Source organism: Rhizohabitans arisaemae, assembly GCF_025996515.1.
GTDB lineage: Bacteria > Actinomycetota > Actinomycetes > Streptosporangiales > Streptosporangiaceae > Rhizohabitans > Rhizohabitans arisaemae.
In genome coordinates, this window is the sequence record NZ_BLRH01000034.1 from 603,659 (window position 1) to 618,694 (window position 15,036).

The window sequence follows — 15,036 nt, forward strand, 5'->3', positions numbered from 1 at the left end:
GTGCGGAGCGTCTTGACGGCCCGCCCCGGGGATTCCGGGGCCGGCCTGCCCCTCGACTCAACCGGTATCCGCGGCATCGACGGTGGAGCCTTGGCTTCGGGCTCGGCCGACCGGGCTCGCGGTGCGTCAGCCCTTGCCGGGTGATCGCATCCCCAGCTCCGCGACGACCGCGCCTTCCACCAGTTCACGGGCGCGTTCCAGGCTCATCGAGCCGCTGAGCCACCGTTCGCTCACCCCTTCGACCAGGGCGGTGAGCCGTTCGGCCACGTCGACGGGGACGGCGTCGGCGTCGGCCAGCCCGGCCGCCTGCGCCTGCCGGATCATGCCGGCGAGGTCGTCGGCCCATTCGCGGGTGGAGGTGCCGAGCGGCTCGCGCAGGTCGGGGTTGAAGACCGCGCTGGCCCGGAGTTCACCCCAGGCCACGCTGTTCTCCCGGACGGTGGGGGTGTCCTGCAGTTCCAGGAGCAGGAGCAGTTCGAGCTGCTCGCGCGCGTCCTTGCCGATGTCCAGGGCTTCGTGGGTGTAGCGGCCGGCTCGGTCGCTGATGAATTCCAGGGTCTTGCGCATGAGGCCGGCGCGGTCGCCGAAGTGATAGTAGATCAGCGCGGTCGACACTCCGGCCTCGGCGGACAGTTTCTCCACCCGCAGCCCGCGCACACCGCTGTGCGCGATGACGCGGACGGCCGCTTCCAGGATCTGCCGTTGGCGATCGGACGACATGTCACCTCACATCACAAGGATCGGGGACGCCTTGACTGAAACTTCAGTCGGTCTGCAGCTTAGCAATCACTGTCGTGCTCAATGTCCAGGTCAGCGGGGTAAGCTCACTTCTGACGAAAATTTCAGTCAGGGAGAGATTTGTGGATGTCACCCGACGCCGAACATTGCAGGCCGCGCTCTTGGCCTCCGTCGGAGGCGTGTTGAGCGCCTGCGGCGCGTCCCCCGTGGGAGGCGGGACGACGACCGCCGCCGCGCGGAACACGCCGACCGCGAAGGCCGCCGGATGGCTGATGCCCGAGGAGACGCATCCGCACCGGCTGACCTTCATGTCGTGGCCCACCGAACTGATCTGGAAGTCCGACACCGCGGGGGTGCGCCGCGACATCGCCGGCATCGCCCGCGCGGTCGCCGGCTTCGAACCGGTCGTGCTCCTCGCCAACCCGGGGGACGTCACGTCCGCGCGGCGCGCCTGCGGCTCCCAGGTCGAGGTCGTCCCGATCCCCGTCGACGACCTGTGGATGCGCGACACCGGCCCCACCTTCGTGCTCGGCGGCAAGGACATCGCCGGAGTCGACTTCAACTTCAACGGCTGGGGCCGCAAGCAGCGGCACTCCCGCGACAAGGACGTCGCCCGCGAGATCCTGGCCAGGGAACGGATCACCAGGATCCAGGCGCCGATCGTCGGCGAGGGCGGCTCGATCGAGGTCGACGGCGTGGGCACGCTCATGGCGACCGAAAGCTCCCTGATCAACGACAACCGCAACCCCGGGAAGACCCGCGCGGACATCGAGCGCGCGCTGACGGAGACCGTCGGCGCCACCACCTTCATCTGGGTGAAGGGAGTCAAGGGCAAGGACATCACCGACTACCACATCGACGCGCTGGCCCGCTTCTCCGAACCCGGCGTCGTGGTGATCAGCACCCCGCCTGAGAACGCCCCCCGCGACGTCTGGACCGCCGCCCACGACCAGGCGTGCGAGGTCCTGAAGACCGCCCTCGACGTCCGCGGCAAGCGGCTCGAACTGGTGGAGCTGCCCGAACCCGTCGACATCGGGCGCCGTGGCGAAGACTTCCTAGCCACCTACGTGAACTACTACGTGGTCAACGACGGCGTCATCCTGCCCCGCTTCGGCGACAGGAAAGCCGACAGGGACGCCGCCGCCGTCATCCGCGACCTCTACCCGGGGCGCGAGGTCGTGCAGGTGCCCGTCGACGCCCTCGGCGAAGGCGGTGGCGGCATCCACTGCGCCACCCAGCAGCTGCCCAAGCGGAACTGAACCGAACGCTCCCACTTTGCGTTGCCGCAGGGATCGAGACGTGGGTGGCGAAAGCCTTCAACGAGTCGGCATCGGCGGGATGTCGCTTTCCTCGGCTCGCATCATGATCCACACAGGAAGCGGGCCTGCCCCTGCACGGCCAGGAACAGCTCGAGCAACGCCCCGGGCAGGCACCGCGGCGCATGCTCTCCGCGGTCGTCGATGTGGACCCGGTGCCCTACCCTCGCGAGTACGGCGATGCGCCCCGTTCGAAACGACGACGTCGATTTCCTTCCGCCGGAGCCAGAGCCCGCCGAACCCGGCTCCCGCTGTCAGGACCTTCACGGTGAGTACCTCTCTTTGAGTGCGTCGGCCATCGCTTGGTCGGCGGCGGGTCGCCGCTCCCGGTCGTAGGCGTCGAGCGGAGCCTCGCCGCCCAGGATCTCGGCCAGGCGGTACGCATCCCGGATCCGCGCGTTGCCGTGGAGGCCGGGAGCGGGTGGCAGCGTGTAGGCCGACTTGGCCATGAGGACCACCCGCCGGTGCACGAACGTGTCGGCCACCCTCGCGGCGACCTCCGTCACGGTGACGCCCAGCAGATCGACCGGCATGTCCGCGCCCAGCGCCTTGACGACCAGTTCGCCGGGATCACCGGCCTCGGGAACGCTCAAGGACCACGTTCCCGGCTCCTCGGGCAGCAAGATGCCGCCGACCGCGCGGACCAGGAAACCGTCGCGTTCTTCCAGTTCGGCGCGGAAACGGATGGTGTGCAGGTGGCCGAGCGTGCCGGACCCGTGCACCCCGATGCCGAGGCTGTCCCTGATCGTGCCGTCGTCGGCGGCGATCACGTACTCGGCGTCGAGGTCCGCCGCCCGGACGCCCATCCGTACCTCTGCCCCCAGCCGCGTGGCCTCCGCCAGCATCAGCACCTCGAGCTCGTGCTCGTTGCAGGAGACTCCGCCGGTGGGCGTGCGGAGCAGCGTGCGTTCGGCGTCCGCCAGCGTGTTCAGCGCGAACAGCCGGCCTGCGTGATCGAGTGCGATCCTGCGGACCGGCTCGTCGAGCCCCGCGGAGCCCAGCAACCGCATGGTCGCGTCGGTGAGCAGGTGATTGCGGGGTGCGCGGGGTACTTCCCGCTCCTGCTCCAGGACCGTGCAGGCAACTCCTCGGGCGCCCAGGAAGGCGGCGACCGCAAGGCCGCTGAGGCCACCGCCGACGATCAGTACATCCACGGGGAGCACTCCTTTCTTCAACAATGTTGAAGAATAGTAGGCGAGCACTCCGATTACTTCAACAGCGTTGGAGAATAGGGAGGATCAGGAGCCGTGAGCAGTCGTGCCGGTAAACGGCGTTCCGGCACGGGAGCCGGCGTCCGGGGCATGTCGTCCAGGCGGCTGCTCTCGGCAGGACTTCCGACGGCTCGTTGTGTTTGGCAATGACCATGCGGCCCAGGGCGATGTACGGCCGGAGGCGGCCCACGCGTTCAGGTCGCCCCGGCGCCGCCCGTACACCGCCCGGCCAGGGGTGACAGCCGGGTCGCGGACGGGGTCGCCGACCTCACGACCTCCCGCGCGGGTACGGCCCAGGCACCCAGGCCCGTACCCGTTCCGATGGCCCCGGCGGGGATGGTCAGGGAAGGTGTTCGATGCGGACGGGAGGGCCGTTCGGGTCGACGCGGGGAAGCCAGGACGTGGTGAGGAGGGTCGGGCGGGTGGGGATGAAGCGGGTGAGGCGGCCCTTCCACAGGACGCGGACGCCTTGGACGACGCGGACGGCGGGGATGCGGGCGAAGATCCGGGGGCGGAGGATGAGTTTGCCGCGGGCGGGCAGGTCGGCGGTGGAGCGGATGCGCTGGGGGCTCACCCAGCACAGCGAGTCGTCCACCTCGATGGGGACGCCCGCACCCGTGACCAGGTCACTCCGGCTCCGCAGCCGAGCCGCCACGGCGTGGCCGACGTGGCGGCCGGTCAGCGCGGCGACGTCGGCGGTCTCCACCGGGTGGCACAGGTTGCCTGCGGCGTAGACGCCGTCGACGCTGGTCAGGCCGGTGGCGTCGATCTCCGGCCCGCGGGTGGCGGAGTCGATCCGCACGCCGCGCAGGCGGGCGAGTTCATGGTCGGGGATCCAGTCCCCGCTGAACACCACGGTGTCGCAGGGAACGTTCCAACGGTGTCCGTCGGCCACCCGCTCCAGGGTGACGCCGGTGACGGCGGGCTTGCCGTACACCTCCACGACGCGGACCCCGGTGAGGACGGGGACGGTGAAGGCCAGCCGCGCCCCCCAGCGGAACGCCTCGTAGCTCTGGTGCCGGGACAGTTCGGTGACGAGCCCGGCGACCTCCACCCCGGCGTGCCGGAGGGTGGTGATCGCGGAGAAGCTGACGTGCTCGGCGCCGACGATCAGCGCACGCCGCCCGACCGGCTGGTTGTGGAAGTAGACGGCCTGCTGGAGCTGACCGGTGGTGTAGACCCCCTGCCCCCGGTCCCCCGGCACCCAGCGGGCCGCACGGGGACGTTCCCGCGCCCCGGTGGCGAGCAGGATCGCCGAGGCGTGCACGGTCCGCAGGCCCTTCGACGAGGTCACCTCCAGGCCGCCGTCGGGCGACCAGCCGGTGACGGTCGCACCGGTGTGGACCACGGCTCCGGCATCCGCGGCCAGGTCCGCGTAGTGCCGGGCGTATCCGGGACCGGTGAGGACCCGGTGCAGGTCGCGCATGCCGTACCCGGGATGGTCGCAGTGCCGGGGAACGCCGCCGGCCACCGACTCGCGCTCCAGCACCTCGACCCGCTCCACGCCGGCCTTGCGCAGCGCGACGGCCGCGGCCAGCCCGGACGGGCCGCCCCCGACCACCACGACGTCGGCTTCGTGCCTGACTCTTCCGTCCGTGTTCACCTGGCCACCTCCGCGGGCACCGGCGTGCCGGCGCCGTCCTCAAGCATGCGGCGTACGGCTGCGCCGCAGAAGAATCCCTGGCAGCGGCCCATCCCGGCGCGGGTACGGCGCCGCAGCCCCTCCGCGGTGGTCGCGGGGATGTCGCCGGCCAACGCGTCCCGGATCTCGCCGCGGCTGACCCGCTCGCAGAAGCACACGACCTCCCCGTAGGCGGGGTCCCGCGCGACACACGCCGGATCGGCGGAGGGACGTGGCCCTGCCTGGCCGATGTACGGCATCGCGGGTGGCTCGGATGCGGTCTCGGGAGCGGGCCTGAGCCCCATCTTCTCCGCCATCACCCCGGCGACGTACTCGGCGACGGCGAGCGAGGAGGTCAGGCCGGTGGAGCGGATCCCGCCCACGCAGACGTAACCCTGCTCGGGATGGAAGGAGATCTGGTAGTCGCCGTGCTCGGTGGCGGCCCGCAGCCCCGCGTAGATCGTGGTGACCTCTTCGTCGCGGAGCGCGGGCAGGATCCGGGCGCCTTTCTCCCGGAGCATGGCCAGGCCTTCTTCGGTGGTCCCGGTGGCGGTGGGGTCGTCGAGGTCTTCGGCGGTGGGGCCGAGCAGCACGTTGCCGTACACCGTGGGCGCGACCAGGACGCCCTTGCCCATCTTGGTGGGAACGGGGAGCAGGACGTGGTCGACCAGGGACCGGGCCAGCTTGTCGAAGACGATGAGCTGGCCGCGGCGCGGGGTGACGGTGAAACCGCCGTGGCCGAACATGCGGTGCACGGCGTCGCTCGCCAGCCCGGCCGCGTTGACGACCTGCCTGGCCCGGACGTCGCCCCGCCCGGTCCGCAGGACGATGTCCTCCCCCGCGGTGTCGACTCCGGTCACGGTGGTTTCGAGCAGCAGGGTCGCGCCCTGCCGTACCGCTTCCGTGGCGAACGCCAGGGTGGTGGTCCACGGGCAGACGATCCCCTCGTCGGGGACCTCCATGGCGCCGAGCGCCCCCGGGCCGAGGTGCGGCTCGCGGCGGCGCAGCTCGTCGGCGCCGACCATCCGGGTGTGCCGGTAGCCGTTGGCGGCGGCCTGCTCGGCGAGGCCGGGCAGCGCCGCGTACTCGTCCTCGTTCCAGGCGACCAGCAGCGCGCCGGTCGGCTCGGTGGGGATCCCGGCGCGGGCCGCGTAGTCACTGAGCAGGTCATACCCCCGGGCGACCAGGGTGGACTCCAGGGTTCCGGGTTTGGCGTCGAATCCGGTGTGCAGGATCGCGGTGTTGGCCTTGCTGGTGACGTCGCCGACGTCACCCCGGGCGTCCAGCAGCGCGACGCTCGCGCCGCGCCGGGTGAACTCGCGGGCGAGGGCGGAGCCGACCACCCCGGCGCCGATCACCGCGATGTCGAAGGTACGGCCGGGGGCGGCGTTCCGATGGTTCACGTCTCACTCCAACGGCGGGTCAGGTCCAGGGCGGTCCGCCAGCGCGCCTGCTGCTCGCGCGCCCAGGCGGCGTCTTGGGCGGGTTCGACCACCCGGGCGGGCGGCGGCTCGGGCAGGGACCTGCCCGCGGTGGCCCGCAGGGCGAGGTCGGCGGCGCCGAGGGCGGTGGCGTGCGGGGCGTGGGCGACTTCCACGGGGGTCTGCAGGAGGTCGGCCTGGAGTTGCATGAGCAGGCGGGAGCGGGTCAGCCCGCCGTCGACGCGAAGCCGGGTCAGGGGTGCCCCGAGGTCGGCGACGACGGCTTCGGCCAGGTCGGCGACCTGGGCGGCGATCCCCATGCAGACGGCGCGGGCCAGGTGGGCGCGGGTGGCGGCGAGGTTGAGCCCGAGGAACGCGCCGGCGGCGTCGGGCTGCCAGTGCGGTGCGGCCAGTCCGGCCAGGGAGGGGACGAAGGCGACGCCCGCGGTGTCGGTCACCGTGGTGCCGAGCCGGTCGAGGTCTTCGGGATCGTCGAGCAGGCCGACGCCGGTGAGCCAGGTGAGGGCCTGGCCGACGGTGTAGACCTGCCCGTCCAGGCACCAGCGGCGTTCGCCGGCCAGGTCCCAGGCGAGGGAGCCGGTCAGCCCGTGGCCGCTGCGCACCGGACGGTCACCGGTGTTGGCGAGGAGGAACGCGCCGGTGCCGTAGGTGCACTTGGCGTCGCCGGTCTCGCGGCAGCGCTGGGCCCAGAGGGCGGCCTGCTGGTCGACGACGATCCCGGCGACCGGGACGCAGCCGCCGAACGCGCCGGTGGCGCCGATCACCTCGTCGTTCCTGGCCAGGCGCGGGCGCTCCTCCTCCAGGCCGAACAGCTCCCAGGCCTCCTCCGACCAGGTGGCCGAGTCCAGGTCGAGGAGCATGCCGCGGGAGGCGGTGGTGACGTCGGTGACGAACTCGCCGGTCAGCCTATACAGCAGCCAGGTGTCGGTGGTGGTGATGACGCCGCCGGGCCCGAGGCGGTCGCGGAGCCAGCGCATCTTGGGGGCGGAGAAGTAGGGGTCGAGCGGCAGCCCGGTGATCTCGGCGAGCCGGTCCGCGTGTTCCCGCATCCGGTCGCAGACCACGGCGGCCCGGCGGTCCTGCCAGACGATTCCGGGGGACAGCGGACGGCCGTCGGCCCGGTCCCAGGCCAGGACGGTCTCCCCCTGGTTGGCCAAGGCGACGGCGCCGGGCCGTACCCCGGCGCGGGCCACCGCTTCCCGCCCGGCTTCGAGCACCGAGGTGAGCAGGGACATCGGGTCCACCTCGACCGCACCGGGCGCCGGGGCGACCACGGAGACCGGGCGGTCGACCTCGGCCAGCACGGTGCCGCCGGAGTCGACGAGCAGCGCCTTGGTGGAGGAGGTGCCCTGGTCGAGGGCGAGGACGATTCCGTTCACGCGTCGGCGTCCCCTCCGGCGTCGGCCGCCGCCTCGGGACGCAGGACGGTCAGGCCGGTGTCCCGCAGCTGCCGGACCACGTCCTCCTCGACGGCTCCGCCGGTGACCAGCGCGGTGACCCGGTCCCAGCCGCAGACCTTGCGCAGGGCGATGTGGCCGAGCTTGGTGGAGTCGGCGAGCACGTACACGCGGGTGGCGTTGTCGATCATGCGGTTGCGCACGGCGATCTCGTCGAGGTGGTAGTCGGTGAGCCCGGCGACGGGGTGCACGCCGCCGGAGCCGAGGAACGCCTTGTCGGCGAAGAACCGCCCGACCTGCTCCTCGGCGTCGGCGCCGGAGCTGGTGAGCTCGTCGTGCCGGATCCGGCCGCCGATGATGTGCAGGTCGATCTCCTTGCGCCCGGCCAGGGCCGTGGCCGCGCCGATGCTGTTGGTCACCACCCGCCCGTGGAAGGAGGCGGGGAGTTGCCGGGCCCAGGTCAGGACGGTGGTGCCGACGTCGAGGAAGATCGTGTCGGTGTCGCCGACCAGCGTGGCGCAGATGCGGGCGATCTCGTCTTTGGCCTTCTGTTGCAGCGACTCCCGTTCCACGCGGGTGGGTTCGGCGCTGCGGGAGAGGTTACGGGCTCGCGCCGCGCCGCCGTACACCCTGCGGATGACGCCGTCCTTCTCCAGCAGGACCAGGTCGCGCCGGATCGTCTCGGCGGAAACCTCCAGCTCCGCGGCCATCTCGGTCGGCCGCAGCACCTCGCTCTCGTCGAGCAGGGCGAGGATGCGCCGGCGCCGTTCCTCAGGAAGCATTCACGGTCCCTTCAACTCCCGGTCCACTTGGTCAGGTTCGTCGGATCACACGGCGGACCATGCCGGCCCGTCTGCCGAGCTCGTCGAGGCCGGCCGCGATGACCAGGGCCGCACCGGTCGCCATCGCCTGGGCGAAGTAGGGGACGTTCATCAGCGTCATGCCGTTGCGGAGCACGCCGAGGAAGATCACGCCGAGCAGGACCCCGAACATGGTGCCGCGTCCGCCGCTGAAGGCGACCCCGCCGAGGAGGACGGCGGTGAGGACCTCCAGCTCGAAGCCGACCCCGAGGGTTCCGGGAGGCGCCGAGTCGAGGCGGGCGGCGTACAGGACGCCGCCGAGCCCGGCGGCCAGGCCGATCACGCCGTACAGCACCAGCGGGAGGCGCTTGGTCGCGACGCCGGACAGGTAGGCGGCCTCGGTGTTGACGCCGATGGCGTAGACGTGTCGGCCGGAGGCGGTGCCGTAAAGGAACAGCGCGCCGAGGGCGAAGACCAAGACCGCGATCCACACCGGTACGGGGACGCCGAGGTAGAGGCCGCGGCCGAGCAGGGCCATGCCCTGGCCGAAGTCCGAGGGCGGGTCGTCGCGGAGGAACTGGGTGATGCCGCGGTAGAGCTGGAGGGTGCCCAGGGTCACGATGATCGGGCTCAGCTTGGTGTAGGCGACGAGGACCCCGTTGACGAGGCCGCCCAGGGTGCCGACGGCGAGACCAGCCAGCACGGCCGCTCCCCAACTCCAGTGCTGGTCGACGATGAGCAGTCCGGTGATCACCCCGGCGAGCCCGACCGCCGATCCGACAGAGAGATCAACATACCCCATAATCACCAAAAGCGCCTGGGGGACGGCGACGATGAGCAGCACCGCGCTCGACAGGGCGATGTTCTTGATGTTGCCCGTGGTCAGGAACAGATCCGACTGGGCGGTGAAGAACACCACCATGAGGATCAGGCCGATCAGCAGGGCCGAGCGCAGGGCCAGGTCCAGCAGGTTGCGGCCGCCGCCCTTGGCGGTTCCGGCGGGGGTGGTGGCGGTCGTCGCGGTCATGGGCGACCCTCCGAGACGTTCGGGGTGCCGGCGACGTCGCCGGTGACACCGGTGAGCTGGTGGGCGTTCTGGAGCAGGGTGGCCTCGGTGATCTCGTCGCCGGTGAGCTCGGCGATGACCTTGCCGCGGTCCATCACCAGCGCGCGCTGGGCGAGCTGGGCGACCTCCTGGGCGTCGGAGGAGGCGAAGACGACGGCCAGGCCGCGCTCGGCCAGGTCGCGGCAGACCTGGTAGATCTGGCGGCGGGCCCCCACGTCCACACCTTGGGTGGGCTCGTCGAGCAGCAGCACCGCGAGCCGGTCCGCGCGGGCCAGCCAGCGGCCCAGGACCAGTTTCTGCTGGTTGCCGCCGGAGAAGGCGGCACCCTTGCGGGTGGCGTCCGGCGGGTGCAGCGCGACCTTGCCGGCGGTGTCGGCGAAGAGCCGCCTCTCCCCGCCGGGGTTGCGCACCCCGAGCCGGCCGAGCTCGGCGAAGGAAGGAAGAAGAAGGTTGTCGGCGGCGCTGCGGGTGCCCCACAGGGCTTGGCGGGCCCGGTCGGAGGGGACCAGCGCGACGCCGCGGCGCAGCGCCTCGGCCGGGCCACCGCGCCGGGCCACCGGGCGGCCGTCCACCTGGAACCCGCCCGAGGTCGCGGGGAAGCGCCCGGCGAGGGTCTCCAGGAACGAGCTGCGGCCCGAGCCGAGGACACCGTACAGGCCGAGGATCTCCCCCGCCCGCACCTCCACGTCCAGCGGTCCGAACCGGGGCCCGGCCAGGCCCGTGACCTTGAGGCGCACGTCGCCGAGGTCGGAGCGTTCGACGGCCGGGGTGGGCTCCCCGGTGCCGCCGGAGATCACCGAGACGATGCGCTCGGGCTTGATGTCGGCGACCGCGCCGCTGAGCGCGACCACGCCGTCGCGCAGGACGGTCACCCGGTCGGCGATGCGGAAGACCTCGCCCAGCCGATGGGTGGTGTAGATGATCCGGACGCCGCGCTCCTTCATCCGCGCGACCTCGGCGAAGAGCCGTTCGGTCTCGCTCTCGGAGAGGGAGGCGGTGGGCTCGTCCAGGATGAGGACCCGTACGGCGGTGCGGTGCCAGGCCTTGGCGATCTCCAGCAGCTGCTTGGTGCCGACGGGGAGGTCGCCGACCCGGGTGTTCGGGTCCAGGGTGAGGCCGAACCGCTCCAGCAGCTCCTCGGTGACGCGGCGCTGCCGGCGGCGGTCGACCAGTCCGGCGATCCGCGATTCCTGGCCGAGGAAGAGGTTCTCGGTCACGGTGAGCACGTCGATGAGGGACAGGTGCTGGTGGATGGTGGCGATGCCGGACTCGAAGGCGCGGGCGGGGGTCATGTTCTGCAGCGGGACGCCGTCCAGGGTGATCTGGCCGGAGTCCGGGACGGTCACGCCGCCGATGCACTTGATCAGGGTGGATTTGCCGGCGCCGTTCGGGCCGAGCAGGGCGTGGACCTCACCGGGCGCGATGTCCAGGTCCACGCCGGACAGGACGGTGAACGTGCCGTAGCCCTTGACGAGGTCGCGGATTCCGAGCGTCATGCCAGGGGGTCCTTCCGAGGGGTGGAAAGGGGGCGGAGCCCGGCCGGGCCCCGCCCCCAGGCCGGGTCAGCTGTAGTCGCTCATGTACTGCTTGAGCTCGGGGTGGTCGGCGGTGACGGCCACCGGGGGCACGTTCACACCGGTGTTGGGCTTGCCTTCGAGCAGGTCGGCGGCGACGTCGGTGACGGCGAAGCCGATGTCGCGGATGCGCACCGCGACCGAGACCCGGTAGATCCCGTCCTCGGAGACCGCCTGCAGGCCTTCCTTCGAACCGTCCTGGCCGCCGATGAAGATGCCGGGGTCCTTGGCGTCCTTGCCGGCGTTGAGGAACGCCTGCCGGGCGCCGAGGGCGACGTCGTCGTTGTAGCCGAGGACCATGTTCAGGTCGGGGTGGGCCTGGAGCACGGTCCGGGTGATCTGCTCGCCCTCGGTCCGGGTGCCCGCCTTCTGGGTGGAGACGATCTCGATGTTGGAGGCGCTGCCGGGGAAGGTCTCCTTCAGGCCGTCGTCGCGCTGGGCGCCGACCGCCAGGTCACGGTTGTTGAGCACCAGCACCTTGACCGGCTTGCTCTGCTTGGCCGCCCACTCGCCCGCGGTCGTACCGAGCGCCTTGCCGCTCTCCAGGCCGCTGAACAGCACCGCGGCGTCCTGGTTCTTCAGCGGGGAGGCGTAGGAGACGAAGACGGTGCAGTTGTCGCGGGCCTGCTTGGCCAGCGGCTCCATGGAGGCCGGCTCCAGCGGGTAGGAGACGATCGCCGGGATCTTCTGGGTCACCCAGGTCTGCACGTTCTGGATCTGCTTCTGCAGGTCCTGGTCGTCGGCGGTGTACTTGACCTGGTAGCCGCGCTCACCGGCGCGCTGCTCGGCGAACTTCTTCAGGTCGCCGTAGACCGACAGGGAGGTCAGCGGGTAGTCGAAGCCGATGACCTTCTCGGTGGAGCGCTTGCACGGCTCGGCGGAGCCGCCCGCACTGGGCGCGCCGTCCTCGGTGACGCCGCCGCAGGCGGTGACCAGGAGCGCGGTGAAGGCGATCAGTCCGGCGAAACGGGCCGCCCGTCGGGGTTTGGCGATGGAAGGGGACATTGGGGGAGCCTCCTCGGGGCTGAGGGGGTCCGTCGGCGCGGTGCCGGCGGCGTTGAGGGATGGGGGCGTGGCGGTCAAGACCGCTTGGTGTCGCGTGCGCCGAAGTTCGCCAGCACGTTGCGGATCAGCGTGGACACGTTGTTGTCGGCTCCGTTCCACAGCAGGGAGCCGCTGAAGCAGACCGAGCCGACGGAGAACACCGCTCCCCCGCTGCTCTGCTCCACGACGACCATGTCGGAGCGGACGTCTTCACATTCACTGCCGCCGAGCCCGGGCCCGAGCATGAGCACGTCTTCGACGGCGAGCTGGTAGTAGTCGCTGTGCCGGCGGGATGTGGCCAGCACGGCGGTGTTCGGCGGGCTGCCGAGGGTGAGGTCGAAGCGGTCGAGTTCGTCGCCGCTCGCGCCGTCCATGATGAACCCGAAGTCGCCGATGAGGTCGTCGTCGATCCCGTCGAAGACCCAGGACCACTCGGGCTCGTAGGACAGCGGGGTCCGCTCGAAGGGCGGCGCCTTCCGGTCCCAGCCCTGGCTGCACATGCCGACGCCCACCAGGGTGTTGGGCGAGCGTCCGCGCCGCCGCCACAGGCCGCCGCGCTCCCCGGTGGTGGAGTGCCGCTCCTCACCGGGCCGGGCCTCCCAGGTCCGGACCCCCGCGGAACGGCGTACCTCCAGCACATGCGGGCGCTCGGGGTCCTGGGAGGTCACCCAGTAGAAGCCGTTTCCGCCCAGGTAGGCCAGGCATCCGCCGGTGTCGGCGTGCCGGCGGAGCGCGTCCAGCATCCGCTCGCTGTGGTACTCGGGGTGGGAGCCGGTGACGACGGTCTGGTACCCGGCGAGCGCGTCGTCTCCGTCGGCGTGCAGGTCGTGGTCGCTCAGCACGTCGTACTCGAAGCCCTGCCGTTCCAGCCAGTACGACAGGTAGAGGTCGGCGCCCAGGTGCCGCGGCGCGTTCTGCAGCCACATCCGGTAGTCGGGCCGCAGGTTGGGGATGGGCCGCAGGATGCTGGAGTAGCAGAAGCCGGACCCGTCGCTGTGCGTGTCGTAGAGGCTGCTCGCGAACTCGGGGTGCTCGGCGAGCGCCCGGTCGTGCGGCCACGGGGTGATCGGGTGGTCGGCGAGCCCGGCCGCCTCGTAGTCGAGCCGGTGCAGCAGGCGCTCGTTGGCGTAGGCGGTGTAGGTGAAGGTCGGGACCAGGAACGCCAGCTTGGCCCGGGGAGCGTCCGCGGCGGGCCGGACCACGACGGGGATGTGGTCGGTCTCCTCGCCGTCGGCGGTGACGCCGCGCAGCCGTACCGCGTAGATCCCGCTCCGCAGATCGCTCGGGAGGACGACCGTGGCGGCGACGGGCCAGCCCGCGTCGATCAGGTCGTCGTCGTGGAAATGGATCGCTCCATACTGGTCGGGGGCCGATGTGAAGTCGTCGTTCTCCCCGGTCCAGTTGTGGCCGGTCATCGCCCGCGCGGGCATGTTGACCAGTACGGCGTCGCGGCCCCGGCCGGAGACGTCGGCGACGACGGCGGCGGCGAAGTCCCGGTCGAACGCCCACTCGGCGAGGGTCTCGCCGGCCGCGCGGAGCACCGGGCGCTCCAGCTTGCCGTTGAACACCCCGGCCGGACGGTATCGCGTCGGCTCCTTTCGACACGTCACGGCCGCGCCGATCACATCCCGGGCCCCGGTCAGGTCCAGTCCATTGTTGGAACGTGCCAAATTGAGCTCGTCGTCACCCGGGTACGGCTGCAGCGGCTCGGCCCGTACCAGCACACCGGCCGGACCGATCTCCGCGGTGAGGCGGTACCACCGGCGCTCCCCCAGCGGGCGAGGCGCGACGGCGAGGACGGTTCCGTCCGGTCCGGTCACCGCGGGCCGGCCCCGGTCGTCGAGGACGAGGGCGGCGACCCGCGAACCGGCGGCGTCGACCAGGCTGAGGACGCCCTGCTCGCGGCCGATCGCCGGGGTGGTAGGCCAGGCCAGCGTCTCGACGGAGACCTCGGCGACGCCGCCGGGGACGACGTTCTCGGCGCGCAGGCAGGAACCGGTGGGGGTCTGCTGGGCGTCCACGACGACCCGCTGCTCGGCGACCGCGGCGATCGGTTCGGTCAGCAGGCCCGGTGCCGGCGGGTTGGTGTCGCCGTGCACCAGACGCACGAGGTCGACCACGACTTCACCGCCGTCGCCCGAGGCCATCACCGGGAGTTCATCCCCGGGACGCGCCGACAACCGGTCCAGGTAACCGAACAGCTTCATGCAGCTTCCTTCACGCTGACCACATTTGCCCGAACCACCACAGACACCGCAGAGAGGACTTGCAGCTAGGTTCGCGCGTCCAGGTTACATATGACCATACTTCCACACAAGACCTCAGATTCTGTGAGGAAGTTTCCACATCCACCTGTAACCGGACATAGGTAGCGGAAGGCCCATGGCGCCTGGTAGAAGCGCAGCGGCGCGCCCAGGTAAAGCAATCGGGCGCCCCTCCGTCGCCGAGCCATGCCGCACATCGCACCGAGCCGAGTCGACCGACGCAGGGGCCCGGTCACCGCTTTCCCGCTCGTCATCGTTCAGGCGACTCTTTCGTTCGCCGCCGGTTCGACGCCGATCGCCCAGGTGCTGTACGCGGCGACGGACGCGCCCAGGCTTGCGACCGCGGTTCATCGTGGGCGCGGCGGTCGGCCCCGCCCTGGGCGGTCTCACCATCGCCGCCGGACTCGGCTACCCCTTACCGCTGTGGGTCGGCACCCTGCTGGTGGCGGCCCTCGCCACCGCGGGCCTTACCCGGGCCGCAGCCCGTTCGAGCGCCTTGTCGCGTGCGGAACCACGGGTTTCCCGCTGACGCACGCCACCCTGCGGCGGAAGCCGGGCCATCC

12 protein-coding genes are annotated in these 15,036 nt (G+C 71.5%); 2 read left to right on the plus strand and 10 right to left on the minus strand.

Features of this window, described 5'->3' with window-relative positions:
• Positions 1-126 precede the first annotated feature (126 nt).
• The gene (locus tag RUR_RS18330) at positions 127-720 is read right to left on the minus strand and encodes a TetR/AcrR family transcriptional regulator (RefSeq protein ID WP_283136293.1); all 594 of its coding nucleotides are present in this window, start codon (positions 718-720) and stop codon (positions 127-129) included.
• A 140-nt stretch (positions 721-860) separates the two neighbouring features.
• Between RUR_RS18330 and RUR_RS18335 the strand changes: the two genes are divergently transcribed.
• A complete protein-coding gene (locus RUR_RS18335; RefSeq protein WP_283136294.1) occupies positions 861-1,997 on the plus strand; it encodes an agmatine deiminase family protein in 1,137 nt (378 codons plus the stop codon).
• A 320-nt stretch (positions 1,998-2,317) separates the two neighbouring features.
• Here the strand turns inward: RUR_RS18335 and RUR_RS18340 are convergent, their stop codons facing one another.
• From RUR_RS18340 to RUR_RS18380, 9 genes are all read right to left on the minus strand, one after another.
• Positions 2,318-3,208 (minus strand): FAD-dependent monooxygenase, encoded by an 891-nt coding sequence (locus tag RUR_RS18340; protein ID WP_283136295.1) that lies wholly within the window; start codon positions 3,206-3,208, stop codon positions 2,318-2,320.
• Between the two features lie 397 nt (positions 3,209-3,605).
• Complete coding sequence (locus RUR_RS18345) at positions 3,606-4,868, minus strand: NAD(P)/FAD-dependent oxidoreductase (RefSeq protein ID WP_283136296.1); 1,263 nt, start codon at positions 4,866-4,868, stop codon at positions 3,606-3,608.
• On the minus strand, positions 4,865-6,289 hold the full coding sequence (locus RUR_RS18350; protein ID WP_283136297.1) for an NAD(P)/FAD-dependent oxidoreductase: 1,425 nt from the start codon (positions 6,287-6,289) through the stop codon (positions 4,865-4,867). Before RUR_RS18350 ends, RUR_RS18345 begins: the two co-directional genes overlap by 4 nt.
• Positions 6,286-7,707: an FGGY family carbohydrate kinase gene (locus tag RUR_RS18355; protein ID WP_283136298.1), complete on the minus strand. Its 1,422-nt coding sequence runs from the start codon at positions 7,705-7,707 to the stop codon at positions 6,286-6,288. Before RUR_RS18355 ends, RUR_RS18350 begins: the two co-directional genes overlap by 4 nt.
• Positions 7,704-8,507 carry a DeoR/GlpR family DNA-binding transcription regulator gene (locus tag RUR_RS18360; protein WP_283136299.1) on the minus strand — a complete coding sequence of 268 codons (804 nt, stop codon included), beginning with the start codon at positions 8,505-8,507 and terminating at the stop codon, positions 7,704-7,706. Before RUR_RS18360 ends, RUR_RS18355 begins: the two co-directional genes overlap by 4 nt.
• Positions 8,508-8,538: 31 nt before the next feature.
• A complete protein-coding gene (locus RUR_RS18365; protein ID WP_283136300.1) occupies positions 8,539-9,552 on the minus strand; it encodes an ABC transporter permease in 1,014 nt (337 codons plus the stop codon).
• A complete protein-coding gene (locus RUR_RS18370) occupies positions 9,549-11,087 on the minus strand; it encodes a sugar ABC transporter ATP-binding protein (RefSeq protein ID WP_283136301.1) in 1,539 nt (512 codons plus the stop codon). Before RUR_RS18370 ends, RUR_RS18365 begins: the two co-directional genes overlap by 4 nt.
• 66 nt (positions 11,088-11,153) lie before the next feature.
• Positions 11,154-12,170, minus strand: coding sequence for a sugar ABC transporter substrate-binding protein (locus tag RUR_RS18375; RefSeq protein ID WP_283136302.1), 1,017 nt, complete (start codon positions 12,168-12,170; stop codon positions 11,154-11,156).
• Positions 12,171-12,244: 74 nt separating this feature from the next.
• Positions 12,245-14,416, minus strand: coding sequence for a N,N-dimethylformamidase beta subunit family domain-containing protein (locus RUR_RS18380; protein WP_283136303.1), 2,172 nt, complete (start codon positions 14,414-14,416; stop codon positions 12,245-12,247).
• Between the two features lie 391 nt (positions 14,417-14,807).
• On the opposite strand from RUR_RS18380, the gene RUR_RS18385 reads away from it, so the two are divergent.
• Positions 14,808-15,002, plus strand: coding sequence for a hypothetical protein (locus RUR_RS18385; protein WP_283136304.1), 195 nt, complete (start codon positions 14,808-14,810; stop codon positions 15,000-15,002).
• Positions 15,003-15,036: the final 34 nt, after the last annotated feature.

What these genes read in the sequence shown, in the direction of transcription:
- RUR_RS18365 (WP_283136300.1), bottom strand. Translation starts at nt 9,552, where the DNA reads ATGACCGCGACGACCGCCACCACCCCCGCCGGAACCGCCAAGGGCGGC.
- RUR_RS18360 (WP_283136299.1), bottom strand. Translation starts at nt 8,507, where the DNA reads ATGCTTCCTGAGGAACGGCGCCGGCGCATCCTCGCCCTGCTCGACGAG.
- RUR_RS18375 (WP_283136302.1), bottom strand. Translation starts at nt 12,170, where the DNA reads ATGTCCCCTTCCATCGCCAAACCCCGACGGGCGGCCCGTTTCGCCGGA.
- RUR_RS18370 (WP_283136301.1), bottom strand. Translation starts at nt 11,087, where the DNA reads ATGACGCTCGGAATCCGCGACCTCGTCAAGGGCTACGGCACGTTCACC.
- RUR_RS18330 (WP_283136293.1), bottom strand. Translation starts at nt 720, where the DNA reads ATGTCGTCCGATCGCCAACGGCAGATCCTGGAAGCGGCCGTCCGCGTC.
- RUR_RS18380 (WP_283136303.1), bottom strand. Translation starts at nt 14,416, where the DNA reads ATGAAGCTGTTCGGTTACCTGGACCGGTTGTCGGCGCGTCCCGGGGAT.